The sequence below is a fragment of the Achromobacter sp. FW305-C-13 genome (assembly GCF_058783475.1).
The window spans coordinates 820,279-846,415 of record NZ_JBYSYN010000001.1; the positions used below are offsets into that span (position 1 = coordinate 820,279).

22 protein-coding genes are annotated in these 26,137 nt (G+C 61.2%); 9 read left to right on the forward strand and 13 right to left on the reverse strand.

The annotated features are described in order from the left end of the window. Positions 1-2 precede the first annotated feature (2 nt). The 4 genes from AC3WMU_RS03660 to AC3WMU_RS03675 are packed head-to-tail and all read right to left on the reverse strand — an operon-like array spanning position 3 to position 6,934. Positions 3-956, reverse strand: coding sequence for a PD-(D/E)XK motif protein (locus AC3WMU_RS03660; protein WP_492281846.1), 954 nt, complete (start codon positions 954-956; stop codon positions 3-5). After that, positions 949-3,267 carry a Z1 domain-containing protein gene (locus AC3WMU_RS03665; RefSeq protein ID WP_492281847.1) on the reverse strand — a complete coding sequence of 773 codons (2,319 nt, stop codon included), beginning with the start codon at positions 3,265-3,267 and terminating at the stop codon, positions 949-951. Before AC3WMU_RS03665 ends, AC3WMU_RS03660 begins: the two co-directional genes overlap by 8 nt. Next, positions 3,267-5,273: an ATP-binding protein gene (locus tag AC3WMU_RS03670; protein WP_492281848.1), complete on the reverse strand. Its 2,007-nt coding sequence runs from the start codon at positions 5,271-5,273 to the stop codon at positions 3,267-3,269. The genes AC3WMU_RS03665 and AC3WMU_RS03670 overlap by 1 nt, the downstream gene beginning before the upstream one ends. Next, positions 5,270-6,934 carry a DNA cytosine methyltransferase gene (locus AC3WMU_RS03675; protein WP_492281849.1) on the reverse strand — a complete coding sequence of 555 codons (1,665 nt, stop codon included), beginning with the start codon at positions 6,932-6,934 and terminating at the stop codon, positions 5,270-5,272. Before AC3WMU_RS03675 ends, AC3WMU_RS03670 begins: the two co-directional genes overlap by 4 nt. Before the next feature lie 214 nt (positions 6,935-7,148). On the opposite strand from AC3WMU_RS03675, the gene AC3WMU_RS03680 reads away from it, so the two are divergent. From AC3WMU_RS03680 to AC3WMU_RS03690, 3 genes are all read left to right on the forward strand, one after another. Further along, a complete protein-coding gene (locus tag AC3WMU_RS03680; RefSeq protein WP_492281850.1) occupies positions 7,149-7,724 on the forward strand; it encodes a very short patch repair endonuclease in 576 nt (191 codons plus the stop codon). 1,117 nt (positions 7,725-8,841) lie between these two features. Continuing rightward, complete coding sequence (locus AC3WMU_RS03685; protein ID WP_492281851.1) at positions 8,842-10,140, forward strand: hypothetical protein; 1,299 nt, start codon at positions 8,842-8,844, stop codon at positions 10,138-10,140. A gap of 740 nt (positions 10,141-10,880) precedes the next feature. Continuing rightward, complete coding sequence (locus AC3WMU_RS03690; protein WP_492281852.1) at positions 10,881-11,864, forward strand: Bug family tripartite tricarboxylate transporter substrate binding protein; 984 nt, start codon at positions 10,881-10,883, stop codon at positions 11,862-11,864. A gap of 45 nt (positions 11,865-11,909) precedes the next feature. Here the strand turns inward: AC3WMU_RS03690 and AC3WMU_RS03695 are convergent, their stop codons facing one another. The 3 genes from AC3WMU_RS03695 to msuE form a co-directional block, all read right to left on the reverse strand. Further along, positions 11,910-12,938 (reverse strand): methionine synthase, encoded by a 1,029-nt coding sequence (locus AC3WMU_RS03695; RefSeq protein WP_315131324.1) that lies wholly within the window; start codon positions 12,936-12,938, stop codon positions 11,910-11,912. Between the two features lie 28 nt (positions 12,939-12,966). Next, entirely contained in the window at positions 12,967-13,950 is a 984-nt protein-coding gene (locus AC3WMU_RS03700) for a DUF1852 domain-containing protein (RefSeq protein ID WP_006224243.1), read from the reverse strand. 98 nt (positions 13,951-14,048) lie between these two features. After that, a complete protein-coding gene (gene msuE / locus AC3WMU_RS03705) occupies positions 14,049-14,630 on the reverse strand; it encodes an FMN reductase (RefSeq protein WP_280025953.1) in 582 nt (193 codons plus the stop codon). A gap of 144 nt (positions 14,631-14,774) precedes the next feature. On the opposite strand from msuE, the gene AC3WMU_RS03710 reads away from it, so the two are divergent. Beyond that, the gene (locus AC3WMU_RS03710) at positions 14,775-15,698 is read left to right on the forward strand and encodes a LysR family transcriptional regulator (protein ID WP_006224245.1); all 924 of its coding nucleotides are present in this window, start codon (positions 14,775-14,777) and stop codon (positions 15,696-15,698) included. 54 nt (positions 15,699-15,752) lie between these two features. Beyond that, complete coding sequence (locus tag AC3WMU_RS03715; protein ID WP_492282349.1) at positions 15,753-16,619, forward strand: methylenetetrahydrofolate reductase; 867 nt, start codon at positions 15,753-15,755, stop codon at positions 16,617-16,619. A 63-nt stretch (positions 16,620-16,682) separates the two neighbouring features. Here AC3WMU_RS03715 and AC3WMU_RS03720 read toward each other — a convergent pair whose 3' ends face one another. Both AC3WMU_RS03720 and AC3WMU_RS03725 read right to left on the reverse strand, forming a co-directional pair. After that, complete coding sequence (locus AC3WMU_RS03720; protein ID WP_492281853.1) at positions 16,683-17,582, reverse strand: SDR family oxidoreductase; 900 nt, start codon at positions 17,580-17,582, stop codon at positions 16,683-16,685. A gap of 153 nt (positions 17,583-17,735) precedes the next feature. Continuing rightward, positions 17,736-18,842, reverse strand: a complete 1,107-nt coding sequence (locus tag AC3WMU_RS03725) for a DNA alkylation repair protein (protein ID WP_492281854.1) — start codon at positions 18,840-18,842, stop codon at positions 17,736-17,738. A 300-nt stretch (positions 18,843-19,142) separates the two neighbouring features. Here AC3WMU_RS03725 and AC3WMU_RS03730 point away from each other — a divergent pair, with 300 nt between their 5' ends. After that, complete coding sequence (locus tag AC3WMU_RS03730) at positions 19,143-20,312, forward strand: hypothetical protein (protein ID WP_492281855.1); 1,170 nt, start codon at positions 19,143-19,145, stop codon at positions 20,310-20,312. A 12-nt stretch (positions 20,313-20,324) separates the two neighbouring features. Here the strand turns inward: AC3WMU_RS03730 and AC3WMU_RS03735 are convergent, their stop codons facing one another. Next, positions 20,325-21,422 (reverse strand): DNA glycosylase AlkZ-like family protein, encoded by a 1,098-nt coding sequence (locus tag AC3WMU_RS03735; protein ID WP_492281856.1) that lies wholly within the window; start codon positions 21,420-21,422, stop codon positions 20,325-20,327. Positions 21,423-21,434: 12 nt separating this feature from the next. After that, positions 21,435-22,322 carry a LysR family transcriptional regulator gene (locus AC3WMU_RS03740; protein WP_280025959.1) on the reverse strand — a complete coding sequence of 296 codons (888 nt, stop codon included), beginning with the start codon at positions 22,320-22,322 and terminating at the stop codon, positions 21,435-21,437. Between the two features lie 81 nt (positions 22,323-22,403). On the opposite strand from AC3WMU_RS03740, the gene AC3WMU_RS03745 reads away from it, so the two are divergent. Beyond that, a complete protein-coding gene (locus AC3WMU_RS03745) occupies positions 22,404-23,114 on the forward strand; it encodes an SDR family NAD(P)-dependent oxidoreductase (RefSeq protein ID WP_454677154.1) in 711 nt (236 codons plus the stop codon). 50 nt (positions 23,115-23,164) lie between these two features. After that, positions 23,165-23,401, forward strand: coding sequence for a tautomerase family protein (locus tag AC3WMU_RS03750; protein WP_006224253.1), 237 nt, complete (start codon positions 23,165-23,167; stop codon positions 23,399-23,401). 94 nt (positions 23,402-23,495) lie between these two features. Here AC3WMU_RS03750 and AC3WMU_RS03755 read toward each other — a convergent pair whose 3' ends face one another. Further along, positions 23,496-24,152: a hypothetical protein gene (locus tag AC3WMU_RS03755; RefSeq protein WP_492281857.1), complete on the reverse strand. Its 657-nt coding sequence runs from the start codon at positions 24,150-24,152 to the stop codon at positions 23,496-23,498. 137 nt (positions 24,153-24,289) lie between these two features. After that, entirely contained in the window at positions 24,290-25,417 is a 1,128-nt protein-coding gene (locus AC3WMU_RS03760) for an MBL fold metallo-hydrolase (protein WP_424624693.1), read from the reverse strand. 99 nt (positions 25,418-25,516) lie between these two features. Between AC3WMU_RS03760 and AC3WMU_RS03765 the strand changes: the two genes are divergently transcribed. Further along, positions 25,517-26,134: a TetR/AcrR family transcriptional regulator gene (locus tag AC3WMU_RS03765; RefSeq protein WP_006224258.1), complete on the forward strand. Its 618-nt coding sequence runs from the start codon at positions 25,517-25,519 to the stop codon at positions 26,132-26,134. Positions 26,135-26,137 lie beyond the last annotated feature (3 nt).

A 26,137-nucleotide genomic window follows, 5' to 3' on the forward strand; every position in this document is an offset into this window, starting at 1 on the left:
CATCAGGCGGTCAAAAGAACTTCCTGGACTTCGGAAACGTCGAGCGACGGGAGGCTTCCGACGTTGATGCTGTACTTGATTCCAGTCACGCCAAGTGGCGGCAAGTAATCATCGGGGAGCCTGGGAAAGTCGCCGACAACCTCGAAGACGTGAACGTCGCGGAATGTGAACCGCAGCAAGGCTCCAGTCTGCCGAAGGCCTTCATGCCAGCCGAGTTGAGCCAGGCGTGAATCGAAGGCGTCGAGCGCACGTCCATCCGATCCCAGCTTCTCTCGAATTTCATCGATGCGGTCTGCCAGCGTTTCGTCGCCGCCCAAGCTTTTCTCCAGCATCACGCTCACGAACAGAAGGCGTTTGCTGGCGGGGGCCTTGAGCTGATCGAGGCGGGAAATCTCGTGTTTCGGCTCAGATCGCGTGGTGGTCTTTACTTCGACGTGGACGCCTTGTCCGACGAAATCGTGTCGCTCCCTTTCCGGGCCGCTCCAGAGGTGACAGACCCGGCTGCCGAGGGTTGGGAACAGCACATTCGAGAGCACCCAGAGTTCGCCGAATAGGCCGATCTGCTCTGCCGTGCTGAGCTCTGGTGCGAGCGGGCGTAATGCCGCGCGCATGTCGTCGATGATTCGTTCAACCGAGACAGCAGGATCGCGGCCTTCGATGCGGATGGCATGGAGGACCTTGTTGGTGACCAGCGTAAGCAGTTCTTCGTGGTGGCTGCGGGCGGAGACATCCAGCCAGGTCTGTTCGCCTTCCAGGGTGCGGACCTGAAGGCTTTGCAGGTCCGGCGGCAGGTTTTTCGGGGCGACGTCGATTGCCAGCAGCAGGTGCAGCCGTCCGTCGTCTGACACGCCGATCAGCGCCGCTTCCATGTCTTTTGCAGCTTGTTCGTAGATGGCCTCGTGTGGAAGCCGCTGCTCGCGCAAGCTTGCCCAGCGGTCCTGTGTGATCTCAACCATTGCGGACCCCACGGTTCACGACAAACCTTTGTTCGCCGTCTGCAGTGCGGGGCAGCGATAACGCAAGGCCCAGCACGGCCTGTGTTGGCGCGCGGAGCGGTTCGGGATCGAGGGGATAGAGCAGGAGCAAGCCCTGCTGCGCAGGTCGGTCCTCGCGCATTGCGCGGGCATTGAAGCCTGAGGCAGCGCGGTAGTTTTCCGGCCCGCCATGCAGATCAACACCTTCATGGCGAGGATCGATAAGGATGCCGATCGATTCGTTGGCCTGCAACGAACGTTGAACAAGGCCGAACGGCCTTCCACCTAGCAGAACCGCGCGTTCCCGCTGCGGGTTGGCTACGAATATGGTCCAGTTCGTCAGCTCTCCCGCTTCAGCGCGTTCCAGGATCCAGTCAGCAATCTCTGCGCCCTGAAACGCAATGCTGTTCGGGTGTCCTTCATAACGCCGCAGGAACAGTGCGATGTCCTCGGCCGGCACATCGTGGGCGATGGCGCCGCCGTGTGCATCCTGCGTCGGAGGATGCTGTCGCAGCAGGGCAGACGCTCGGTCGACGTTCCGTTCCAGCAATTCCCGATCCTGCATGGGAAACAGAATTGTCTGCGGGTTCTCGCCAGACCATGACTGAGCTTCATCAGCCTGCATCCTGCTCTTGTTCTTGCTGGTGAGCAGGAGCTTTGAATGGGCGCGCATCCGGATGGCCATCTGGTCTGGCCTGCGGCCGGCCTTGTTCAGTGCTGTGATGGAATCCCGCAGGGACTCCTCAACAAGCGCCAGTTCCACAAACCACTGAGCGATGCCCTCGGTTGTCCAGATGCGGATCAGGTCTTCATAGCCTGTCCTGAAACCATACCAGCGGGCCATCTGCAGCAGCGCGTCCGCCAGCGTTGTGGTGCGCAGGAAGTAGGCGATTGTCAGTCCCTCAAGCGTCAGGCCGCGTGACAGCCGATTGCCGCCCACTGCAACGAGCTGTCGCCCAGGCTTGGCGTCGTACTCCAGTTCGTCGCCCGTCGTGCTGTTGAGCACAACGACGATCAGACGGGCCAGGTTCGTCACTGCCTCTTCCAGGAGAGCCTCTTCGCTGCAGGGCAGATCGACCTGTCCCAGTCCTGTGAGCGTTGACCGGAACATCTGCTTGAGTACACCGGGTTCGGCACTCTCATGATGGAACCAGTTGCGGATCTGTTCCTCGATCGCTTCACCAATGCGTAACTGGTCCTGCTGGAGCTGGGATACGTGCACCAGCATCGTGTTCGGCTTGCCCGACTGGCCGCGCAGCAACCTGATGGCGCCGGCTAGTGCAAACGTCAGAAGGGCATCGGCGAGCGACTGGGGTAGATCCAGCGGACCCCGGGCAACGATCGTCTCACTCCTTTTGCGCTGCTTCGGCTTCAGAGCCTTCACATCCGCCGGGTCTACGGGGCGGAGTACGTCACGCCCTTGCGCACTGATGCCGAAAAGCTCCTCGGTCCCTGTGTAGCCGTCAGGCCGCGGAAGCTGCACGACGAAGTCCTTGGGGAACAGGTCTTCTCCGACCTGGTTGTCGCTGGCGTCCGGGTCTATAAGGATGTTGGCGAATGGCGTCGCCGTGTAGGCGATGTATGTAGCCCGCGGAATCTTGCTGAGAATGTCGCGAATTAGCGCGTTGGTCAGTGACGGGGCCGTGTCGGCATCCGGTTCGGTGTCCGCGTCGATACTGGGATCACGTCGATTTCCGCGTGTATTGATGGAAGCCTGATCGGCCTCGTCATCGATGAGAAGAACCGGTACATCAGCGAGGCGGCCTTCGAGTTTTCCGAACCACTGGTTGAGCCGATTCAGGATCGGAGTGATTTTTTTGGCGACGATCAGAACGGTACCCGTCGATGCGAATCCGTCGGCCACCTTCGGTTCACGAAAGTCTGCAGCCGCATCGGTCAGCGTGATCCAGTCGACGCCGGTCCCGGCAAGCTCCAGGTCCAGGCGTTGCTGCGTCTGGTTCCGCAGCGAATCGTGGATGCCGGAAAGAACGATGATCAGGCGATAGCCGACATCAGCCGCTCGCGCCGCTACAGCTGTGAAATTGGCTGTCTTGCCGGACTGGACGTAGCCGACGACCAGCCCGCGGCACTGGAATTCCGGGCGAGCGATGGGCGTTGTCTTTGAGATGATCCGCAGTGACTCTTCCGCGACCGACGCAATCTGGTGCGGCTTCCACTTGGGTTGAGACCTCAGATAAGCTTCATGCCGGGACCAGTTGGTCCAGGCGGTTCCGTCGGTCCACAGGGCCAGCCTGGGCTTCAGCGTGAGGGGAAGCGGAAGTCGGATCTGCATCAGGCCTTGTCCGAAAACTGGTCCGGGACACCGGCTGTCTCCAGCGCGCGAAGGAATTCAGAGAGAGCAGTCTTGACCTCGGCATCCTTGTCAATGAGTTGTACGAGCGTTACCAGCGTCGGCATCAGGGGGGTGACCTCGACTTCTTCGCCCTTGAATCCCGTCTTGCGTTGCCATGGCTTGTCGCCGCTGCTGACGAGGCGGATTGAAGTCCTGTCTTTTTTCGCTGTGGGGGCTGGAGCCGGGGGGGCTCCCGGCGCTGTCGTTGGAGGGATCAAACCGCCCGGCGCTGGCGTGACGGTCGGCGACACAGTACGGCCGCCTCCTTTCGGTGCCGGCGCAGGCTTTTCCTTTTTGTTGTACCGGAGGCGGGCGGCTGCGCGAGGGCCTTTAATCAGGGCTTCGAGGGGCTTAGTGATCGCAAAGGGCAGGCGAATGAGCTGCTTGCTGATATCTACCTGCAACTGCTCATCTGCCAGCCTGTCAAAGTCGACTGCGACACGAATTAGCTTGGTGTGTTCATCCTTGGCGAAGAGATCTTCCCAGCCACCCCATTTGATAAGCCGGTCAAGCCGATAGAAGTACATGCCCTGTGCATCGTTGGCCCTGCCGTTCAGGGTGTGGCGGTCGCGTTCGACGCGTTGCCCCAGCGGTGGCAAATCCTTGACGTACTCTTCGAACTCTGCCTCGTTCGGTGTGACATAAGCTCGTACATAGAGTGCCGGCGTCTTGTCCGGCGTAAGACCGGGAAGCTCGATGCGATGCTGGTCATACTCCTTCGTCAGAGGATGTCCCATGGGGTTGTTGGCGCGCAGGATGTCATCATTCAATCGGATGACGACCTTCTCGCGCCCGCGCGCCTTGCCTTCAAGGTACCGGTGAAAGACAAGTTCGAGGTGCGACTTGATGGCGGCAAGCTCCTGCGCATAGGGGGAATCTGACTTACCCCTGGCAGGCTCCATTGAGGGACGCATCTGCGTGAGCAGCACGGCTGTGCCCGAGTCGCCGATGGCCACAGCAGAGACATGCTCGGGAGCCACCGGGTCGCTTAGCAGCGCCCAACGGCGCGTCTTGGCAAGATGTTCCTTGTCCCAGGTGAGGGTTGTAGAATGGTTTTCGGCAGCCTTCGACACTACCGTCAGGCGATCGGCCTGAGACCAAGCCGCACCCTTGAGCCCATAGCCGAACTTGCCCAGGTCGCCATCGTCGTATTCACGCTGGTGCCCGATCTTCATTGCGTCTCGCAGGCCCGATGGCGTCATGCCGGTGCCGTCGTCGCGGATGCACATCCATCGGCCGCCCGCATTGGGATTCGGGAATGTGATGTTGATTTCCCGCGCGCCATGCGAAAGGCTGTTGTCCACGAGATCGGCCACAGCGCTGGGCAGACTGTGACCGGCACGCGCCAGGATCTTGAAAAGGCCGAGCGGGTCCGGGGCGGCGTCATCGTCGTTGTGGTTATTGTCGTTTTCTTTGTATGACGTCGCGGACACAGTTTTTGCCTCCTTGAATACCTGGGGGAAGTGATCCGAGAGCACTGTCTGGCAGTGCTGGCCCTCATCACCGTACAACGCGATCATTGCGGATTTACCTAGCCGGGCGCTTTCTCCATGGCCGAGGATCGAAGAATGGGCTGGGTGGTCTGCGGGGATGACAACCCAGGATGCATTGGCCGGGGTAGTCGAGGCGTCCACGACCATTGCAAACAGAACACCAGGGTCGACAAATCTGTAGAAGGGACTCGTCGGGCAGTCTCCTTCGAATCTCCAGTTTCGGTGCTGCCGCTTCAGCCAAGAGGCAACCTCTACGACGGTGTGCTCGTCTTCCAGGCGCCGGCAGTTGATGGGGATGATGTCCTGGTCTTCGGCGGAGGGAAAGACTATGTCGACGACGTCCCAGTCGAAGTTGATGGCGCGCTGCTTGGCGCGTTCCTTTCCCTGACGGCGGTATTCGTGAAACATGCCTAGTTCGGACGGTTTCAGCAGTCGGAGGATGGTGAACTTCACTTCGTTCCCTCGGTGGTCTTGATCTGTGATGGGTCCAGGCCCAGCAGGGATACGCGCATGTCTGGTGTCCTGGGGGCGCCCAGGCACTCCCGGATTCCACGAGCAATGGCATAGGCAAACAGCGGCGGGACGGCGTTCCCGATCTGCTTGAATGCCGGGTTCATCGATCCCTTGAAAATGAAACCGTCCGGGAAAGATTGGAGCCGCGCAGCCTCGCGTACCGTGATGGTGCGTGCCTGATCCGAGTCAAAGTGGATGTGGGAATAGGAGTCCTTGCCGAGGTGCGCCATCAGCGTACGTACCGGGGCATCAGCGCGGAGCTTCCACCACTTGTTCGGAAACTTTCCCGGGTCGTACGGAATGCGCCAAGCCGTGATGTAGGAACTGACATCCGCGTTTCGCGGATCTGTAGGCAAGCCGCGCTTCTTACGGTTGGCTAGCCAAGTAGCGATTTTCTGCTCGACATAGGCATGCACCTGCGGGTACTCCCAGCCAGGCTGAATCTCGGCAAAGATCTTGTAATCCCGGGGGAGGTATCGGAAGACATGGCCGGTCGTGGACTTGGTCGCAAAGCCCTTCCACTCCCGCATCAGACGTGAGTAGGGTGTTGTCGGATTTTGGGTCGTGTACTCGACGGACTCTGCCGGATCCTTTGCCCCGCGGCGGATGGCGCCGCTACTCAACAATTCTCTGGCAAACCGGGGCGGGAGATCCGCAAGGGCGTCAGAGGCCGAGGTGGCCGCGGGAGAGTCGGGTGCGGGGTCCGGGATCCAGCGATGGTGCGCCGAGCCTTCGGCCTTCAGCACGCGGCGCGCAGCATTCTTGGAGCTGGTATAGCCGGAGGGCAGAACGAGGTGGTGCGTCGGCACGGGAAACCGGGGTTTGATGCCGGCAGAACGGTGGATACCGACAAGAATCATCCGCTCCCGCATCTGAGGAACCCCGTACCAGACGGAGTTTAGCAGCGTGTAGGCAACGTCGTAGCCTTCATCGGCAAGGCTCTTCGAAACCAGCTCGGCAACGTTGGTGCCGCCATGGTTCAGGATGTCCGGCACGTTCTCCATCAGTAGCGCGACGGGCTTTGTCGCCCGGATGAACGCGACGTACCGCTCCCACAGGCTCACCCGACCGTCTACGAGGAATGCCTGGTCTGCCGTGACCTCTTCACGCAGGCGCGCCTGCTCGCGGAGCTTGGCCCGGCCTACACGGGCGAACGCCTGACAGGGGGGGCCGCCGACGAGGACATCGATCTGGCGGTCCGTGGCACCCTGCAATCCCAGATCGCCGAAGACAGTGTCTGCGGTTTCGGTTACCGCGTCGCGGGGGGTGTGGTGCGCTTCCTTGTCACCCCCGACCGAGCGCGAGCCGAAGTTGGCTCCGTGCGACTTTGCAGCCCACGGGTCCAGTTCGATGGATGCGACCGGCGTGAAACCGGCAGTCAGGAAGCCCAGGGAGATGCCGCCACATCCGGCGAACATATCCATGTAGCGGATCTCTCCGCCGTTCTGTATGCGCTGCAGCTTGTCGCGGATCAACTTGTGATCGGAGGTCGAGGCGCGGGAATTCTTGCCATTCGAGGAGGGCAGGTCGGCAGTCGGGGTGTCGGGTTTTTCGTAGGTCTTGCTGGACTGCGACTTTCGCAGTTCGGTTTGGATGGACATCCGGTATCTCTCATAGGGAACATGCGCCAGGACCATCTGCACGGAGTGCAGGTGGTCGGCGTCTCAGGCCTGTTCACACCACGCGCCGCGACTCGGCTTGACGTTACGTCTGCCGGGCGCCAAATGGTGCATTGTGTCATAGTGTAATGAAGCCGCCGGCATGTCTCGCCTGAGAGCCTGCGAAGGCATAAGTTGGGTGTACTTTCATGATTGTATGAATTTCACATGGATTTTTTTTTCTTCTCAGTTTTCGGTAGGCGCTTGCAAGCTCGATCGCATCAACGAGGATGGCGCCTATGGCGAAATGGCTGTTCGGCGTGGCAAGCACCCTTGCCCCGATATCCGCGAATGTGTGGTCCCGGTAGAGGCGCTGATGGATATCGTTTCACCTGAAAAGCGTTCCCGAATGATGGCAGGCATCAAGGGAAAGAACACCAAGCCGGAACTGGTTGTCCGCAAGCTTGTTCACGGAATGGGCTTCCGTTATCGGCTGCACCGCAAGGATCTGCCGGGTTCTCCAGATTTGGTTTTTCCGCGTCTGAAGAAGGTGATTTTTGTCCATGGCTGTTTCTGGCATCGGCATACCGGATGCAGATTTGCCTATACGCCAAAGTCAAACGCGCAGTTCTGGCTGGATAAGCTAGAGGGCAATATTCGACGCGATAGTCAGGCAGTGATGGCTCTGGACATCCTGGGCTGGCAGGTTCTGATCGTGTGGGAGTGCGAGGTTTCCGATCTGCCCGCCCTGACCCGGAAGGTGAGTTCGTTCCTGACGATTGACCAAAACTGATCATCGGCAAACGGTCGAATGCTCTCGTTCGGAGAAGGCAAATGCGGTTTTGATTAATCAACCGAAGAATCGCTATCCGATTCTGTTCGTTCATTGAATCCCCCGACCGATGGGTTTATCAAGGAAACTTCGGAGTTACGGAACTCCATGATGGTTTTGTCGTTCTCTGCAGAGGGGCTGTGTCTACTGCTGTTTGAAGAACAGCTGTTGGAGGAAACCGGTGTCTCGTACACCGAGGGTGACAGGAGGTATGTTACTCATCTCTTGGCGGAGCGAAACATGAAAGCGGTTTCCATCGTAAAGTCGAAGCATAATTCCGCCGCGATATTTGTGGGCTGCAGTTTTCGAGCGGTACGGCGTTGAGTGCATTGAGGCTCACCATAAGAAGCCTATATCGACATATTCTTCGGCATACGTTGTTCGCTATCCGGCTTTGCGTTGCTTTACCCAAATTGTCATAGAGCCGTGCATAAATATATGAAGGTATAGGGCGGCGATTATTCGCATAAAGAAATCGATCGTTGGAATTTTAGAAAAATGCGCGATATAAGTTTGCACTCGGAGAGTGGTGATGATGTAGAAGAGGTCTTTGACGAAAGCTCTGAGACTGCGACCTGGTTTCTGATTTCTGAAGCGTTCTTTGCCGTAGTCATATAAACCTCCCGGACTAATCGGTGACAAAATCAATCAAAACATTCAATTTCATTCCTGCCCGATGAGTGCACAACCAGCAGTTGATCTCCTTTCGAAGATGCTGATCGACCAGCAAACGCGCGCAGCCAGCTACTTTGCGGGCTACGAGCGATTGGCCATCACGGAAGTGTTCCGGACGCTGGACATGTGCGCCTTTGCCTTCCGGATGGCCCCTAACCGAAAGCATCTCCTGCAGCGAGACCAGGCGCGCCACTGGATGTTGGCGGGCGCCGCTCCCGCGTTGAAGCCACTGCTGAAGGGGGTTGCCGAGGTCGAGGGGCCTATGCCTTGGGGGCCGTCCTCCAATAGGTGGACCAGAGTCGTGGAGGGCCATCTGCTGCGATGCGGACAGCTGACTTGGCTACACCGCCTAGCCAGTCTGGAGAGGTACGGGCTTAGTCACACGACTACCGGAGCCTCGAAGATGCGCATCGAAGTCGTATCCGATGAACATGAGGCTGCAGACCGCGAAGCATTGGCGTGGCTGGGCCTCCAAAGGCTTGATGCCGCTGAGGTGCGGGGAGAGCTTGACTTGGCGAAGGGCCAGCTGAAGCGACTTCGAAGGCGACTTGATAAGAAGTCGGGGACTGACATGGGCGGCTGGTTCATTCGATATACAGGCGACGAGGAACTGTTTGAGCGTAGCCGCCAGCGGGTACGCGATCTCCAGCCTATCTGGCACGAGACCGAAGCTCTCCCCGATGGCGCAATGATCGGCGGGAAGACCTTTCGAGAGTGGAAGGATGCATGTTGCGTTGCCGCGGCTGCCGTTTTGCACCACATTGAATTTTCCACTCGCCTCAAGACGACTCATCCGGGCATCGACCTACGCAACCTGTTGACCATGTTCATCAGGCGCGATGACCTTGAGCGCGTATGGCAGGAGCGGGGGCTTGAACCCGATTGGATCAGAGAGGTTTCGCAGGCCATGACGCTAGACTGCCAGTCCGTAGATGAGGTGCTGCTGCATCATGACACGCCGTTTCCCTTCTACGTGGACATGGGGCGCGAATTTATCCTTGCTCCATCGCTTTCAGCGTTGCTGAACCCATTCGTTGGTGTCGTGAGGCATCTTAGGTCATGCTACCGCGGTGACTGGGATCGCGCGGTAGATAGCCGGGAAGCGGTATTTCGCTCAGATCTTGCCGCAGTCTTCAACGAGCCACGCTATGCCGTGCTGCCCTCGGGTGTCACGCTCCGGCGCTCTGATGGCACCCTGCTAACCGATGTCGATGCTGTGGTACAGGACAAGGTAAGCGGCACCGTGGCGCTCGTACAGCTGAAGTGGCACGACATCTTTGGCAAATCGCTCCGGGAACGAGAGAGTCGAAAGCGGAACCTTCTCGCCGCGAACCAATGGGTTGAACGCGTCGCGGCCTGGGTAGGCGAGCGCTCGTCGGCCGACATCGCGATGGCGGTCGGCATGCCTGTGGCCGAATGTCAGCAGGCTGAGAAGCCAGTCATTCTGGTCGTAGCCCGCTACGCTGCACGCTTTTCGGGCGCAGGTGCATGTGACCCACGTGCCGCCTGGCTGTCCTGGCCCGAACTGGTCCGCGCCGCCACTTCGGATGCTCGCGAGATTGACATTTTGCGGCATGTGGCAACCGCCTTCGAGGGCGTAGACCGCAGCGCCCGGCCAAGCAGTGACGAGCGGGAAGCTGCTTCCTGGCAGTTGCGATTTTCGGGACTGAATGTCGAAGTGGTCCGGCGCACCAGGGTGTAGTACAAGGGTTTTAAGCTGGGTTGCGTTTTGCCAGAGCGAGCACTGGCTGTTCGATCGTTGAGTCTGAGGCCTATCGGCAGAGTGTGTTGTGTCATTTAGTCGCTTGTCATTAAAAAACTAAATAACACAACAAAGGCAAGGCCTGGGATGGACGCAGAACGCCTTACCTCTGGTGGGTCTTTGCTAGTGATTGGTTCTTGAGTGCGAGCACTAGCCTGGGTCCGGGATGGCATGGCAGATGGGAAGGCGTAGTCGTTTTGAGGTGATCTGATGTGCGCTAAGATGTATTTAGATCGATAATCTGCTGGAAAGTGTGAACAGCCTACAAATCGCTCCAACTCTCGCACCAGAAAAAGATGAGTGATTTCGACGGTAAAATTGTCGATAAAAAGCTGAGTCGATCTGCGCCAAACCCCTTACCCACGCGGGTTTCGGGGCCTGTTGATGATTGAGTGGGAATAACGTCCTTGGCGGGCAACCGCCAGCGATTGCAATAAGAACGGGAGGACTCGAATTCGAGTCCTCCTTTTTTCGTTCGGACTAAAGCGGTATCGCTAAGCCGTGCTTGTCGTCACCCGCAAACTAGGGTTATCCGGGATTCTTTATGCTTAAAGTTTTGTGAAGAATGAGCGGCAGATGCAGGGCTGCCGCCGCGATGAGGCATCACGGCGGTTCACCGGGGTGCGGCACTTGACGCACCGTACGCAGGTCGCGCGGTGGCGCCCGGTAAGGAGAATCGCATGCTGCTGCGTAGACATTGCCTAGCCGTGATGATGCTGGCGCTGACGGGCTGGGCGACGGGCAGCCATGCACAAACGCCGTCTCAGGCTTGGCCTGCCAAGCCGGTGCGCCTGGTCGTGGGGCTGGCCCCTGGCGGGCTGGTCGACGTGCTGGCGCGCACGGTACAGCCGCATTTGGCCGAGGCCTTGAAGCAGACGGTTATCGTGGAGAATCGGGGCGGCGCGGGCGGCAACGTGGCGGGCGCCGAGGTTGTGCGCAACGGCGGAGACAATCACACCTTCTTGCTCAATCCGTCGACGACTGAATCAGTCAACCCGCTGATGTTCGCCAGCATGCCGTTCGATCCGCAGCGGGACCTGCGGCCGGTCGCCTTGTTGGCCAACAGCCAGTTGTTCCTGTTCGTCCGGTCCTCGCTGGGCGTCGATACGCTTGAAGCGTTTGTCGAATACGCGCGCAAACAGCCCAATCCGCTTAACTACGGTTCGGCCGGCAACGGCACGACGCCGCATCTGGCTGGCGAGTTGCTCAAGCAGGCTACTGGCATGCAGGCCACCCATGCGCCATATCGCGGCGTGGCGCCGGCGATACAAGACCTGGCCGCGGGCCAGATCGACTTTGCGTTTGGACCGGCCACGGTCTTTCCCATGGTGCAATCGGGCAAGCTGAAGGTGCTGGCGGTGGCGAGCCGGCAACGGGCTGCTGTCGCGCCCGACATCCGCACCTTTTCTGAGGCCGGCATTGACGGCGTTTTCGCGGACAGCCTGTTCGGCGTGTATGCCGCCGCCGGCACCCGCGATGATGTGGTCGCTCGCATGAACGGCGAAATCAACAAGGTGCTGGCGCGGCCGGAGATCAAGGCGCGGTTCCTGGACGCCGGCGCCGAGGCGCTACCGCTGAGCGTGGCCGACTACGCCGCGCGTGTGCAGGACGAAAAGAAACTGTTCGCCCCATTGATGAAGTCGCTGGGGTTGAAGGAACAGTAGGTAGAACAACGATCCCTTCACCCCCCTTACCACTTCAGCTCAGCATCAGCCGAGCAGTTCCTTCCGAACAATCTCCGCGCCTTCGCTCAGCGCCAGCAGCTTGCCTTTCGCAATGGCGCGCGACAACGGCGCCATGCCGCAGTTCGTGCACGGATACAGCTTGTCGGCGTCCACGAACTTAAGCGCCTTGCGCAGCGTATTGGCGACTTCTTCCGGCGTTTCAACCTTGTCGCTGGCCACGTCGATGGCGCCGACCATGACCTTCTTGCCGCGAATCAGTTCGAGCAGATCGATCGGCACGTGCGAGTTGTGGCATTCCAGCGAGATGATGTCGATACTGGATTGCTGCAGCTTGGGGAACGATTCCTCGTACTGACGCCATTCCGAACCCAGGGTCTTCTTCCAGTCGGTGTTGGCCTTGATACCGTAGCCGTAGCAGATGTGCACGGCGGTTTCGCACTTCAGGCCTTCGATGGCGCGTTCCAGGGTGGCGATGCCCCAGTCATTGACTTCGTCGAAGAAGACGTTGAATGCCGGCTCGTCGAATTGAATGATGTCGACGCCTGCGGCCTCGAGTTCCCGAGCTTCCTGGTTCAGGATCTTGGCGAATTCCCAGGCCAGCTTTTCGCGGCTCTTGTAGTGGCCGTCGTACAGCGTGTCGATCATCGTCATGGGGCCAGGCAGGGCCCATTTGATGGGTTGCTTGGTTTGCTGGCGCAGGAACTTGGCGTCTTCAACGAAAACCGGCTTCTCGCGGCTGACGTCGCCCACGACGGTGGGCACGCTGGCGTCATAGCGATCACGAATGCGGACGGTTTCGCGCTTTTCGAAATCCACGCCGCTCAGGTGCTCGATGAACGTGGTGACGAAGTGCTGACGGGTTTGTTCGCCGTCGCTGACGATATCAATGCCGGCGTGTTGTTGTTCTTGCAGCGCCAGGCGCAGGGCGTCTTGCTTGCCCTCGACCAGTTCCTGGTCTTCCAGTTTCCACGGCGACCACAGCTTTTCGGGCTGGGCAAGCCAGGAAGGCTTGGGCAGGCTGCCGGCGGTCGAGGTGGGCAATAGCTTTTTCATGATCTGTGGTCTTGTGTGTTTTGAGTGATTAGAGGGCGTAGTTGGCGGCCCAGCTTTCGAGCGTCTTTGCGTACGGCTTGATGAAGTGCTCTTCCGTGAACTTCCCTTGCTTGACGGCTAGCTGGCTGCGTTCTTCGCGGTCATAGACAATCTGCGTCAACGAGTAATCCTGGTTCTTCAGGCTCGGTTGATAGAGTTTGCCGGCGGCGGAATTGGCGTTGTAGATCTCCGGGCGGTAGATCTTCTGGAACGTATCCATCGTGCTGATGAGGCTGATCAGCTCAAGATTGGTGTAGTGGCCAAGCAGATCGCCTTGGAAGTAAAAGGCCAAGGGCGCGGCGCTACCCGGGGGCATGAAGTAGCGGACCTGCAAACCCATTTTTTCGAAGTACTGATCCGTCGGGGAGAATTCATTTTGCTGATATTCAACGCCCAGGATGGGGTGCTGGTTTTCAGTGCGATGGTAGGTCTTGCTGCTGGACGCGCTGATGCAGATGACGGGCGGCTTGCTGAAGTGCGCTTTGTAAGTGCTTGAATTCACAAAGTGCTTGAACAGCTTGCCGTGCAATTCGCCGAAATTGTCGGGTGTGCTGAACGTGGATTTATTGTTGTTGTGTTCCGACAGCAGCACGCTGAAGTCGTAGTCGCGCACGTAGGACGAGAAGTTGTTCCCGGTAATGCCTTCAATGCGTTCGTTGTTTTTCCGATCGACGATATTGGTTTTCAATATTTCGATCAGCGGAAAAACGTCACTGCCGCCTTCCGCGCCAATGTGCATTTCAACGGAAATGATTTCGAGCTCAACCGCGTAACGATCGCCCTTGGGGTTGTCCCAATGCGCCAGGCTGTTGAAACGCCGGTCAATCATTCGCAGGGTGTTGCGCAAATTCTCCTGGCGGCTCGCGCCCCTGGCCAGATTGGCAAAGTTGGTCGTGATGCGCGTGCTGTCGGACGGCTGATAATTCTCATCAAAAGAGATGCTCTTGATGCTGAAGGTGAAGTCTTGGCTCATTGCGATTAGGTGTGATTATTTTTGCGAAAATTGAGTCGGTCTGCCGCTGGTCGGCGGACGCTATCGCCGCGCGACGCGGCAGCCGGATTAACTTGGGTTCAGGCTGCGACCGCTTCTCGCTCGGTGGCAGCACTTGAAGGGCGCATCAATTCGACCAAGGGCAACGCCCGTTGGACCGCCAGCCTGGCCCGTTCGATCAGGGCCTCGTCCTGCAGGCGGTAGTCGGCGAAATCCTTGTCGGTCGCGTAGACGCCCAGCGGCAGCGTACGTGCCTGGAAGAAGCTGAACAGCGGCCGCAATTGGTGATCGATCATCAGGGCATGGCGTTCGCTGCCACCGGTGGCCGCCAACAAGACGGGCGTGTCGATCAAGGCGTCCTGATGAATGAAGTCGAAGAAGTGCTTGAACAGTCCCGTGTACGAGCCGCGGTAGACCGGGGTGGTCACCACCAGGATGTCAGCCTGCTCGACCGCGGCAAGTTCGCGCTCCACCGTGTCGGGCAGCTGCGAGCGCCAGACCGCGCCCGCCAGTTGCGGGGCGAGCTGGCCCAGTTCGACCAGGTGCTGTTCACACGGGACTTCGTCGGCGATCAGGTCCAGCAGGTGCTCTGCCAGGGCTGCCGACTTCGAGGGGCGTTGCAGTCCGCCGGAAACTGCTACGAGACGGAGTGGACGTGTCATCTTTGCTTCACATGAATGGGTCTACGCGGCGCCGCATCTGCTTTTGTGCAGGTGCAGCAACAGGCCGGGATCCGCATACTAGGGGAGGGTGGTGATGAAGTAAAATGGTTTTATTTCACGAATCCATGAGCGGAAATCATCTGAATGCTTGAGCGCATCCACCTCAGCATCGTCCAGCAGGTCGAAAAGCAAGGGTCATTGACGGCCGCAGCCGGCGTGCTGAACCTGACCCAGTCGGCCCTGAGCCACAGCATGAAGAAGCTGGAGCAGCAACTGGGCACCGACGTCTGGCTGCGCGAAGGTCGAAGCCTGCGCCTGACGCAGGCCGGTCAATACCTGCTGGCGGTGGCAAACCGAGTGCTGCCGCAACTGGACCTGGCCGAAGAGCGCCTGGGCCAGTTCGCGCAGGGCGAGCGCGGGGCGCTGCGCATTGGGATGGAATGCCATCCTTGCTACCAGTGGCTGCTGAAAGTGGTGTCCCCCTATCTGGCCGCATGGCCCGACGTGGATGTGGACGTCAAGCAGAAGTTCCAGTTCGGCGGGATCGGCGCGCTGTTCGGCTACGAGATCGACCTGCTGGTCACGCCTGATCCGCTGTTCAAGCCGGGCCTGAAGTTCGAGCCCGTGTTCGATTACGAACAGGTGCTGGTCGTGCCCAAGGGCCATGCCCTGGCAACGGCTGCGTACGTAAAGCCCCAGCAGCTGACCCAGGAAGTGCTTATCAGCTATCCCGTGGACATCGAGCGCCTGGACATCTACAACCAGTTCCTGTTGCCGGCCGGTGTGACGCCCAAGCGCCACAAAGCCATTGAAACCACCGACATCATGGTGCAGATGGTGGCCAGCGGCCGCGGCGTGGCGGCGCTGCCACGCTGGCTGGTCGAGGAATACGCGGCCAGGATGGACGTGGTGCCCGTGCGGCTGGGCGTGCGCGGCATCGCCAAGCAGATCTTCCTGGGCGCGCGCGAGGCAGAAACTACCATCGACTACGTGCGGGCCTTCATCGAACTGGCCCGCCAGCCGGCTGCTGGCGCCACCTCGGCCCCTGCGCAAGAAGTCACTCGCTGAATCCCACCGTTGAACGTAAACCGCTAGCCGAGCCGTTCGGCGTGCCTGTCATTGATGCCCTTGATTCATCCCAGTTCCCCCAAGTTGCCCGGCCACATCACCGATGCCTATTCATTGGAAGTCAGCGCGAAGGACATTCCAGCGCTGACCGCGGCGGCGCCGCGGATGTTGCCGGGGTCGACCGTTTCCATTCCCTATCTGCCAGGCCAGGACAACGACGCGAGATTGGCCGCGGCGCGGGCCGTGCGCGCACTGGGCTTGGTACCCATGCCGCACCTTTCTGCGCGCCGTATCACCTCGCTTGCGGAGCTTGAGTCCTTCGTCAAGCGCGCGGTCGCTGAAGCCGGCGTCGAGCGCTGCTTCGTGATCGCAGGAGATCCGTCGACGCCGCTGGGGCCGTTTGCCGATAGTTCCTCGTTGATCGAAACCGGCGTATTCGAGCGTGCGGGCATCCAGGTTGTCGGCGTAGGCGGGCATCCGGAAGGCCATCCGGTCATGAGCGCGGCCGATCGGTGGGAGGTGCTTGAACGCAAGTGCCGCAGCATTGGCATGCGCGGCATGACGCCCTTGATCGTCACGCAGTTTGGATTTGATGCCGACATCGTGCTGGCGTGGCTGAAAACCCTGCGCGAGCGTGGCATCGAGCATCCCGTGCGCGTGGGCGTGCCGGGCCCCGCAGGGATCGCGGTGCTTGCCCGCTATGCCGCCTTGTGCGGCGTCAGCGCATGCGCATCGATGTGGTCCAAGTACGGTATTTCCCTGGGCAAGCTGTTCGGCACGGCTGGGCCGGATGTTTTTGTGGATCGCTTGGCTGCGGGGCTCACAGAAGAACATGGAGAGGTAAGCCTGCATTTCTTTCCATTCGGAGGGATCGCGCAGTCTGTGAAATGGATCGCGCAGTACCGCGCCCAGGGTCAGTAACTGCGTGCCTTGCCGAGAGCCGTTCGCGTGGCCGTCAAGCGTGGCGAACAAGCTCAAGGCGCCTCAGAGGCGGGGGCCAAGCAGGTCGGCAAGGCCGATGGCTTTGTATATCTCGGCACGCATGCGGTCCGCGACGGCGTTGACGACTTCCGCGCCGTCCTGCGAGGGATCCACGTGGACGCGGAAAGGACGCTTGCCGTGGGGAAGGCCGACGACGCGCACGATCTGGCGGGCGACTTCTTCGGGATCCGCATCGCTGGGTTCCAGACCCGCCAGCCCCTCGAGCGCCCTGGCGGCCACGCCGGCATAGGGACCTTGCTCGTACTCGGCGACGATGTGGGTGTCCTCGGGCTTGCCCGAATGGGCGAAGTGGTTCGTGCCTTTGGTGAAGGCGCCCGGCACCATGATCGTGGTTTCGATTCCCCAGCGGGAAAGTTCGGTCGAGTACGACACGGCCAGCGCATCCATGGCGGCCTTGGCCGCGAAGTAGGGCGCGAGGAAGGGGGGCGTTCCGCCACGCGTCGAGGATGAACCCACCCAGACCAGCAGCGCCTTGCCCTGCTTGCGCAATTGCGGCAACGCCGCCCGGTTGACGCGTTGCGCGCCCAGCACGTTCACGTCGTACTGCTGGGCCAACTGTTCCGGAGTGAAAGCCTCGGCCGGGCCGAAGACCATATGACCGGCGTTGTGGACGATGACGTCCAGCCTGCCCGCTTCGGCTAGGACTTGTCCAATGGCAACGTTTGCGGAGGAATCGGACTGCACGTCAAGTTCGACGGTGCGCAGGTCCACGGCGTTGTCGGCGGCCCATTGCGCGGCTTGCGCGACGCGGGACGCATTGCGGTCCGTGGTCGCGCGCATCGACGCGTAGACGGTGTGGCCGGCCTTGGCCAGCGCTTTGGCGGTCATGAGCCCGAAGCCCGACGAAGCGCCGGTGATCAGGGCAATTTGGGAAGTCGTCATGGCATTGATCCGGTGGTTGAGTTGACGGGATCAATTCTGGACTGTTCCGTTTGGAAGATAATTGGGCGGTTATGAAGATAATAATTTCATTTGCTTTAACAATAGTGAATGGAGCGCTCCTGTTTTCCCTGCCCTGTGCCCAGCGGGCAGGCGTCACCGCGCCAGATCGAACCAACCCTGGGCGGCGATGCTGCCATTCACGCACAACTGCACCGCGTGCCTGCCGGCGTAGTGCGTGCGGGTCGTGAAGTCGCGGATCTGCTGGCTGCGGCTGAGCGTGATGGCCTGGCCTGGTTCCAGGGTCAGCTCTTTCAGCCTGAACGCCTTGAACGTGGCGGCGCCGTTTTGCCGCACGTAGCCGATGCGGTACAGGACGATCAGTCGCCGGGGCGCGGACGCGGTCGAGCGTAAGGTGCAGGCAAGGGTGAGCGTATCGCCGAGCACAAGCCGGGCGGGCGTCACCTGGAATGCGTCGACCTCGATGTCTGCGGTGGATTCGGCGCCCAGCATCGCCAGCGCCTGCGCGCTGCCTTGCTTGACCAGCGTGCGCAGGGCATGGCGGATGATCCATCGCGTATGCGGGTCCTCGATGCCCCATTGCGCCGCGCGTGCAAGCACCCATGCCGGATTGGCCTTGGTGATGTCGTTCAGGTGGTTGGCGACGGACCGGCGCACATACAGGCTTGGGTCGGCGCGCAGATTGTCGAGGATCGCGGCGGCAAGTGCGGGAGACGCTTCGAGGGCGCCCAGCCGGAACGACCACGGCAGACGCGGCCGTGTGCCTTCGCTGGCCAGGCGGCGCACGGCGTCGTTGGGGTGTCGCGACCAGGCCGTCATGATCTCCAGCGCGCGGGGCAGGTCGTCGCGCAGGAACTCGCGTACGGCGAATTCCGACGTGCCGAACGGCGTGAAGAATTTCAACGCGTCCATGGAGCGTTCGAAGGCCTGGCGGCCATGCTGGCCCACATAATCGGGCGCGACGAGCGACATGAAGCCGTTGCCCAGGCGAGGCGCCGCTTCCATCAGCAATGCCAGTACGCCTACATACCCGCCAAGCAGGTCATGGGCGCCCGCGGCGACGGCATCGCTGGCGCGCCGCACGCGCTCCATCAGTGTCAGCGTTTCCAGGCCGTCCAGCGCGGTGGAAAGGAACCGGCGGGTGTCGAAGCGGGCGCATATCGATTGAAGTACGGCTGACAGCTCGCGCAACTGCGCGGGCCCCATCGAATCCTTGAGCGGGGCGTGGGTCTGGGTGGTCATCGGGCGGGGAAATTCCTGAGTCGGGCCGGACACGGCCGGGCGGGGGGCTAGTGTCGGCGATCGTCGTGTCAATTCCTGTCAGCAGCTTGCGCGGACGCGCCGCGCCCATCCCATTTGCCGCGGCTATCAATCGGGCGGCCAAATCAAGTAAGCGGTCGCGAACGCGTGTTCACATGGGCGCGCGTTCGAGCGCATCAGATTGATCGGAAGCATTGAGGTACCATCTTTCGGCAGCGATCCTGGGGTGTTCTTGAAGGCGGCGACAGGCCGTCTTCAACGATGCAGACAGGGATCGCATCAATGCCAAACGAATCAAGAAAAGGAAAAAATCTGATGCGCTTAAAGGCTCTCGCCCTCTGCTTGATGGCCGGTTTCGCAGGTTCGGCCGCTGCACAAGACAGCACCCAATCGTTGCAGCAGGCATTCAAGCAGATACCGCAGGTGGTGCTTACCGCCCCGGAAGCGATGCAGATATTCTTTGTGGACGTGCAAGCGTGGCGCGGGCTGGAAAAAGCCGGACCCTCCGCGGATGGCATGCGCAGATTGGCGATGGCGCAGTGGATCAGCCCGCTTCAATCCGTGGGATACGGTCTGGACCAGTGGTCGACCAACGCCAAAATCCCTTTCGATGAACTCTCTTATTTCGCCGCGTTCGGCCAGGCGCCTGGCAACGTCACCTATTGGGGGATGAAGGACGGTAAATCCGTGGCGGGGCTGGTTGATCGCTTAAAGCAGGCCGATTTCGCCGCGGTGGGGGGTGACGTCCCCGGCGTGCTCGCCAATGGCGAGGCGCAGAAGATGGACATGAAAAAGGCCAATCCCAGAGACCCCTGGAGAGGCTCGATGGGCAAGGCCAGCTTTGTCCTGCCGCTGGATACCGCGCTGGTTCAGGCGCCCGCCGCAACGGGAATGAACGTACTGGCGAAACCGACGCCGTCGGTGGCCGACAGTGCAGTCGTTGCCGCCTGGGTTGCCGGGCTGAAGGAAGCCGTTCCTTCTGCCGACGGCCACATTGTGCAGGCCGCGGTGATTTCGCCGGTCTTGGGCCTGGAAGGCGTGGATCCGGCGAAGGTGTTGCCCGCTACGCCCGCAGACTTCGACGCGGCAAAGCGCAATCTTGAAGCGGCTGCGGCATCCAGCGCGCGCGGCATCCCGCCTTACTTCTCCGGCATACTGGCAGACGCCCAGATCAACAACGTCCCCGCTGTGGTCATTTCGCTGGCTTATGCGGATTGCGCCACCGCCAAGCAGGCCGTTGACGGCATCGGCGCCGCATGGAAGGAAAGCATGGCTGCGTCGGTAGAGGCCACGGTCTCGGGGCGTACCGTCCAGGCCGGTAAGCTGTGTGCCGCGGTCGTCAGCATGACTTCCCCCAAAGCAGAGAATGCGGGCAATCCGATTCTGTCTCAGGTGATGAACCGCTATATGCAGCGCGATTTCAAGGTGCTGCAGATCGGCGCGTCGCGCTGATCGCCAGACAGGTCAGCGCGGGGTTAGGAAGTGCTTCATGCGTTCTATTTCCTCATCCAGCGCACTGCGGAACGCAGCGTCTTTGGGCGCTGTGCCCGCCACATAACCGAACGCGGGCGCCAGGGGTCCTTCGTTCGCTGACACGTTGGCCCAGCCGATCACCTTCTCACGCCATAGCATCGGCAGTGCGTAATAGCCAAACTGGCGTTGCGCCGGCGGCGTGTAGGCCTCGAACTTGTACGTCCAGTCCCAGAGCAGCGTGAAGCGGCGCCGGTCCCAGACCACGGGGTCGAACGGGGCCAGCAGCCGTAGTCGGTCATCGACCGCGTAACGGCGCGAGCGCGGGTTTTCGTCGGCAGGCCAGTACCAGGTGGTGCCATCGATGCGGCAACTGGCCAGGTGCTCGCGCGCCAGGCGCAGCGCCGCCTGGATTTGCGCGGTCAGATGGGGAGCCCCATAGCCGAGCAATCGCAGCAGATAGGTCAGGCTGGCGGCGGGCAGCGGCGCGTATTTGCGTACCACCAGGTCGATCAACGTGGCGGCGCGCCGAACGGCGCCGGCGGGGCTGTCGTCCGCGGGCGGGTGCGAGGCGGCCTCGTAGATACGCGTGCCACTGTCGCGCCGTTTCACTCGCAGCAGGCCGCGATAGTGCATGCCGTCCAGCAATTGCGTGCTGGCGTTGCTTGACCCTCCCCAATAGTTTTTCACGCGGCCGTGCTGAAAGTGCTGATCGACCTGGCGCGGGTGGACCGCGCCGTGTTCACGCACGAAAGCCAGCACGTCCGCGGCTTTGCGCTCGGTCTCGGCATCCCAGGCTTTCCTGGCCTGGCGGGGGTGCATCAGCGTCAGGTGTTCGCTTGGCAGGAAGCCGTAGTTGACCAGGCAGTCCTCGTCGATCGCCAGGCGCGTGTAGCGGCGCTCCAGGTCGCCCGCGCGGTAGTCCTTGACGCGGTGGCGCAGCGTCAGGTCCTGTGCCCGGGCGGGGGCGCGGATCGGGTCGGCCTGCACAAAGCCCAGGCGTCGGATTGCCGCCGGCAAGGTGACGGGCGTGAACAGGCTGCGCACCACGGCGTAGTGGCGCAGGTCTTCAAGGCGGGGTTCAGTAGGCATGTGGCAATTGAATCACGGTGAGAACAACGCCCGCTCATCGTCGAACACTGCAACCAGAAATTCGACAACCGTCCGAATCGGCAGGTCTTTACGGTCTTGCCGTCGAGTCAGCAGCATGATCTCGCGCGGCGGCGGTGCCGCGTCCAGCTTGCACGGTGCAAGACCCGGCGTCGTCCGCCCGACGTAGTGCGGCAGCAGCGCAATCCCCACGCCTGATCCGGCCGCCGTGGCCTGCGCCACCTGATTGTTTGCCCGAAAGACCATGCGGGCCTGCGGAAAATGGCGGGCAAGCCAAACGGCCTCGGGCAGATAGGCATTCGCCTCATCGAACCCGACAAAGACAGGTTCCGCCCCGCCTTCGATCCGCTCACAAAGCGTGGGTGTTCCATAGAAACCGAATGCCATCAGGCCCAGGGGCTTTGCGATGAAGTCACCGTCCTGGGGCCGGCCCAGGCGGACGGCGATATCGGTGACATGCCGCTCCAGGCTCACCGAGCGAAGATCCGTGGCCAGGTCGATGTCGATGCCGGGATGCTGCAGCGGCAATCTGGCCAGTCTGCCCACCAGAAACCCCTGGGACAGGGCAGGGGGAGCATTGACCCGGACCAGGCCGCGCGGCGTGCCGTCTGCGCTGCCTCTGCCCAGGGTGTGGACGGCAGCCTCCATGTCGCTGGCGGCCGCCAGCGCGTGGGTTCCTGCCGGCGTCAACACGTATCCCTCGGGGCGGCGCTCGACCAGCTTTTCCCCTAGCGTGGCCTCCAGCGATTGAAGGCGGCGCGAGATCGTCGAATGGTTGGTCGACAGCGCCCGCGCAGCCGCGGACAGGCTGCCGTAGCGCCCTAGCGCGAGGAATACGCGGATGTCCTGCCAGTCGGGCTCTGTGCGTTTTTTATCAGCCATTGAGCAAGAATAGCGGATTTTCGAACAGGTGCGATGCGCCTACTGTACGGGTCACGCCAACCCCAATACAGAAGGAGCATCATGAGCAACGAACAGAAAGTCGCCATCGTTACCGGCGCATCGCAGGGCCTGGGCGAGGGTATCGCCCGTGCATTTCTCAGCCGCGGCTACCGCGTCGTCGGGACGTCCCGGTCCATCAAGCCATCGGACAATCCGAACTACCTGACCATCGCGGGCGACATCGGCGATCCGGCGACGGGAAGGCAGGTTGTGGAGCAGGCGTTGGCCCGTTTCGGACGGGTGGATACGCTGATCAACAACGCCGGCATTTTCGTCGCCAGCGAATTCACGGCATATACCGAGCAGCAGTACCGGGACATGCTGTCGACCAACTTGAATGGGTTCTTCTACACCACGCAGCATGCCGTCGAGGCGATGCTCAAGCAGGGCAGCGGCCACATCGTGCAGATCACCACGACGCTGGTTGACCAGGCCAACTCCAACGTTCCGTCGGTTCTGGCGTCGTTGACCAAGGGTGGCCTGGCCGCGGCAACGCGTAGCCTTGCGATCGAGTACGCCTCGCGCAACATTCGCGTGAACGCGGTGTCGCCGGGCATCATCAAGACGCCCATGCACGCCCCGGAAACGCATAGCGCGCTGGCCGCATTGCATCCCATGAAGCGAATGGGCGAGGTCGCCGACGTGACCCAGGCGGTACTCTATCTAGAGGATGCCGGTTTCGTGACTGGCGAGATCCTGCATGTGGACGGCGGGCAAGTCGCGGGCGCCTGATCGTCGAGAAGGCCGACCCCTACAGCGATGCAATCAACCGGAGAACACAGATGCCCTACGTGAATATCAAAGTCACCCGCGAAGGAACCGCGCCCGGCGCGACGGCGACCACGCCCGAGCAAAAGCGCGCGCTCATCAAGGGCGTCAGCGACTTGCTGTTCGAGGTGCTGGGAAAGCCCCACGCGTCGACCTTCGTCGTCATCGACGAGGTAGACATGGAGAACTGGGGCGTTGGTGGCGTCACGGTGCCGGAATACCGGGCGCAACAGGCCAAGGTCGACAAGTAGATCCGCCGGCATGGCATCCGGCTGCGGTTCCGGGGTTCCGAAACGCGGGTCGGATGCCCGCCGGACGGATCTGTCTGTGCCGCTGGCGCGACCGCTATTTATCCACCGACCGCATATCGCAGGTCGTTTCCTCAGAGGTGCAGATGCCGCGAAACCAGGCGCGCCCCTGGGTGCGGTCATTGGGAGCCAGCAGCTCCCACTTCTCGCTTTGGCGCATCTCGTAATCCAGCAGTAGCCACTCGCCCTGGCAGGCGACGATGCCGCGCAACGCGGCGCGTTCCGTCATCCAGTCGCTTCCCAGGTCTACCAGTCGTTCGCTGCCGGCGTCCGGGCGAGCATATCCCCGGGCCGACTGGATACCGACCTTCGCATCCGTCGCCTCGATCCAGCCCTCGCCCTGATACACGGGTCGTGGCCGGCTCTCTTCGTTGCCGGTCATGGCGTCGCTGGCGTTCTTGATCTTGAGCCAACCGTCGCGCGCCTCGGTCACGTCGAAGGTGACGCTGTAGTAGTCGATATCGGGATCAGGGCCGTCGCCACGAGTCGTCGGCAGGCTACCCACCGCTTCGGCCTGGGCGGAGGGCGAAGCGCGCACCGGTATCGCGGGCTTCTCATTGGCTGTCCAACCCGAGAAACTGCATGCCGTCGGGCCTGGCGGGACCCAGGCTGCGACCTTGGGCGCGGCATGGGCCGTGAGCGTGGGTGACAGGGCCAGCGTGGCAAGCGCCAGGAACATCCGTCGAACAGTCATGGGGTTGATCTCGTCCTCTGCAGGATGCGGGATGCAAGATTGGAGGAGGTTTTCGGGCTGGTGAAACCGTACCATACCAAGCAGCGTCGAGTTGTGCTTGGTCTTGCAGCCGGCCAGCGGATAGGGTGATCGAGGAATTATTGCGCCGCTGACGCGGGCGTCTGCTCGGCGTGGCTGACAGGCACCAGTTTCCGCCACCATGCTTCACCCGCGTGGGGCGCGTTCAGGTCCACCCGCTCGCCCATTTCAGGCGTGGTCAAGGCCACGTTTTTCATGGCGGCCAATTCCGCCACGCGTTCAAACGGTTCCTGCCAGGCGTGCATCGCCAGGTCGAAGGTGCCGTTATGAATCGGCAGCAACCAGCGGCCGCGAAGATCCAGGTGCGCCTGAAGCGTCTGTTCCGGCTGCATGTGCACGTAGGCCCAGCGCTTGTCGTAGGCGCCGGTCTCCATCAGCGTCAGATCAAATGGGCCGAAGGCGTCGCCGATGGCCTTGAAGCCGTCGAAGTAGCCGGTGTCTCCGCTGAAGAACACGCGCAGGTCCGCATCTTGGATGACCCATGATGCCCACAGGCTGCGGTCGCTGTCGGTCAAACCACGGCCCGAGAAGTGCTGGGCCGGCGTGGCCGTCAAGCGCAGCCCGTCGACTTCCGTCGACTGCCACCAGTCCAGTTGTTCCACCTGCTTCGGATCGATGCCCCAGGCGATCAGTTGGTCGCCGACGCCTAGCGGGGTGATGAAGCGGCCGGTCTTGCCGGCCAGTTGCATGACGGCCGCGTGGTCCAGATGGTCGTAATGGTTGTGGGACAGGATGATCCCGGCAATGGGGGGCAGGTCTTCAATGGCGATGGGGGGCGCATGAAAGCGCGCCGGTCCGAACCATTGCACCGGCGAGGCGCGTTTGGAGAAGACCGGGTCGGTCAGCCAGTAACGGCCACGCAGTTTCAAAAGCACGGTGGAATGGCCCAGGCGATACAGGCTGCGGTCGGGGGCGGCATCAAGCTGGGCGCGAGTTAGCGCGCGGACAGGAATGGGTTGGTCGGGAACCGTGCCGGTGGGCTTGTCGAACAGGAATGCCCACGTCAATTTCAGACCGTTCCAGAAGCCCATGGGCGGGCGCGGCGATACGTTCCCGAAACGGCCGTCGCGGTGCTGGGGCGAGTCGGGGTAGCTCGGCTGAGTGCAATGGACGTAGGCGGTATTGGCGGTCACGGCAAGAATTCCAAGCAGTAAGAAGGCAAGGGCGTAGACGGAGAGACGCTTCATGGAAGGCATCTTGAATGTAGACTGCACAGTGTAGTTTTGTTTTTTTAAAAAGTACACTGCCCGGTGTAAAATAGCGTTTCTACCGTCTTAGGCCGTTCCATGCCCAATCCGCCCAAACGTCTGACCGACCGCAAACGTGAAGCCATCATGCGTGCGGCGGTGGACGAATTCCGGACGGCGGGATACGAGGCCACCAGCATGGACCGCATTGCTGCTGCCGCGGGCGTTTCCAAGCGTACGGTCTACAACCATTTCCCCAGCAAGGAAGAGCTGTTCGGACAGATGCTTGAGCAACTGTGGGACAGCAGCGCCTCCAGCGTGGACTTGGCCTATCGCACTGACCTGCCGCTGGATCAGCAGCTTAAGCAGCTATTGATGCAGAAGCTTGAATTGCTGGGCGATTCCAATTTCATCGATCTGGCGCGCGTAGCGCTGGCCGAGATCATCCATTCCCCCGAGCGGGCGCAGGGCATCGTGTGCCGGATGGGAGAAAAGGAAAGCGGCGTCACCGCCTGGATCCAGGCCGCGATCGCCGACGGACGCCTGGCCGCAGTCGACCCGGACTTTGCAGGCCATCAGCTGCAGGGGCTGGTGAAGAGTTTTGCGTTCTGGCCCCAGGTGACCTTGGGGCAAGCGCCGTTGAACCCGGCCGAGCGTCAGCGGGTGGCGGATTCCGCGGTGGCGATGTTCCTGGGCTGCTACCAGCGCCGTAGTTGAAGG

What these genes read in the sequence shown, in the direction of transcription:
- AC3WMU_RS03660 (WP_492281846.1), bottom strand. Translation starts at nt 956, where the DNA reads ATGGTTGAGATCACACAGGACCGCTGGGCAAGCTTGCGCGAGCAGCGG.
- AC3WMU_RS03665 (WP_492281847.1), bottom strand. Translation starts at nt 3,267, where the DNA reads ATGCAGATCCGACTTCCGCTTCCCCTCACGCTGAAGCCCAGGCTGGCC.
- AC3WMU_RS03675 (WP_492281849.1), bottom strand. Translation starts at nt 6,934, where the DNA reads ATGTCCATCCAAACCGAACTGCGAAAGTCGCAGTCCAGCAAGACCTAC.
- AC3WMU_RS03680 (WP_492281850.1), top strand. Translation starts at nt 7,149, where the DNA reads ATGAATTTCACATGGATTTTTTTTTCTTCTCAGTTTTCGGTAGGCGCT.
- AC3WMU_RS03685 (WP_492281851.1), top strand. Translation starts at nt 8,842, where the DNA reads ATGCGCATCGAAGTCGTATCCGATGAACATGAGGCTGCAGACCGCGAA.
- AC3WMU_RS03690 (WP_492281852.1), top strand. Translation starts at nt 10,881, where the DNA reads ATGCTGCTGCGTAGACATTGCCTAGCCGTGATGATGCTGGCGCTGACG.
- AC3WMU_RS03695 (WP_315131324.1), bottom strand. Translation starts at nt 12,938, where the DNA reads ATGAAAAAGCTATTGCCCACCTCGACCGCCGGCAGCCTGCCCAAGCCT.
- AC3WMU_RS03700 (WP_006224243.1), bottom strand. Translation starts at nt 13,950, where the DNA reads ATGAGCCAAGACTTCACCTTCAGCATCAAGAGCATCTCTTTTGATGAG.
- msuE (WP_280025953.1), bottom strand. Translation starts at nt 14,630, where the DNA reads ATGACACGTCCACTCCGTCTCGTAGCAGTTTCCGGCGGACTGCAACGC.
- AC3WMU_RS03710 (WP_006224245.1), top strand. Translation starts at nt 14,775, where the DNA reads ATGCTTGAGCGCATCCACCTCAGCATCGTCCAGCAGGTCGAAAAGCAA.
- AC3WMU_RS03715 (WP_492282349.1), top strand. Translation starts at nt 15,753, where the DNA reads ATGCCCTTGATTCATCCCAGTTCCCCCAAGTTGCCCGGCCACATCACC.
- AC3WMU_RS03720 (WP_492281853.1), bottom strand. Translation starts at nt 17,582, where the DNA reads ATGACGACTTCCCAAATTGCCCTGATCACCGGCGCTTCGTCGGGCTTC.
- AC3WMU_RS03725 (WP_492281854.1), bottom strand. Translation starts at nt 18,842, where the DNA reads ATGACCACCCAGACCCACGCCCCGCTCAAGGATTCGATGGGGCCCGCG.
- AC3WMU_RS03730 (WP_492281855.1), top strand. Translation starts at nt 19,143, where the DNA reads ATGCCAAACGAATCAAGAAAAGGAAAAAATCTGATGCGCTTAAAGGCT.
- AC3WMU_RS03735 (WP_492281856.1), bottom strand. Translation starts at nt 21,422, where the DNA reads ATGCCTACTGAACCCCGCCTTGAAGACCTGCGCCACTACGCCGTGGTG.
- AC3WMU_RS03740 (WP_280025959.1), bottom strand. Translation starts at nt 22,322, where the DNA reads ATGGCTGATAAAAAACGCACAGAGCCCGACTGGCAGGACATCCGCGTA.
- AC3WMU_RS03745 (WP_454677154.1), top strand. Translation starts at nt 22,404, where the DNA reads ATGAGCAACGAACAGAAAGTCGCCATCGTTACCGGCGCATCGCAGGGC.
- AC3WMU_RS03750 (WP_006224253.1), top strand. Translation starts at nt 23,165, where the DNA reads ATGCCCTACGTGAATATCAAAGTCACCCGCGAAGGAACCGCGCCCGGC.
- AC3WMU_RS03755 (WP_492281857.1), bottom strand. Translation starts at nt 24,152, where the DNA reads ATGACTGTTCGACGGATGTTCCTGGCGCTTGCCACGCTGGCCCTGTCA.
- AC3WMU_RS03760 (WP_424624693.1), bottom strand. Translation starts at nt 25,417, where the DNA reads ATGAAGCGTCTCTCCGTCTACGCCCTTGCCTTCTTACTGCTTGGAATT.
- AC3WMU_RS03765 (WP_006224258.1), top strand. Translation starts at nt 25,517, where the DNA reads ATGCCCAATCCGCCCAAACGTCTGACCGACCGCAAACGTGAAGCCATC.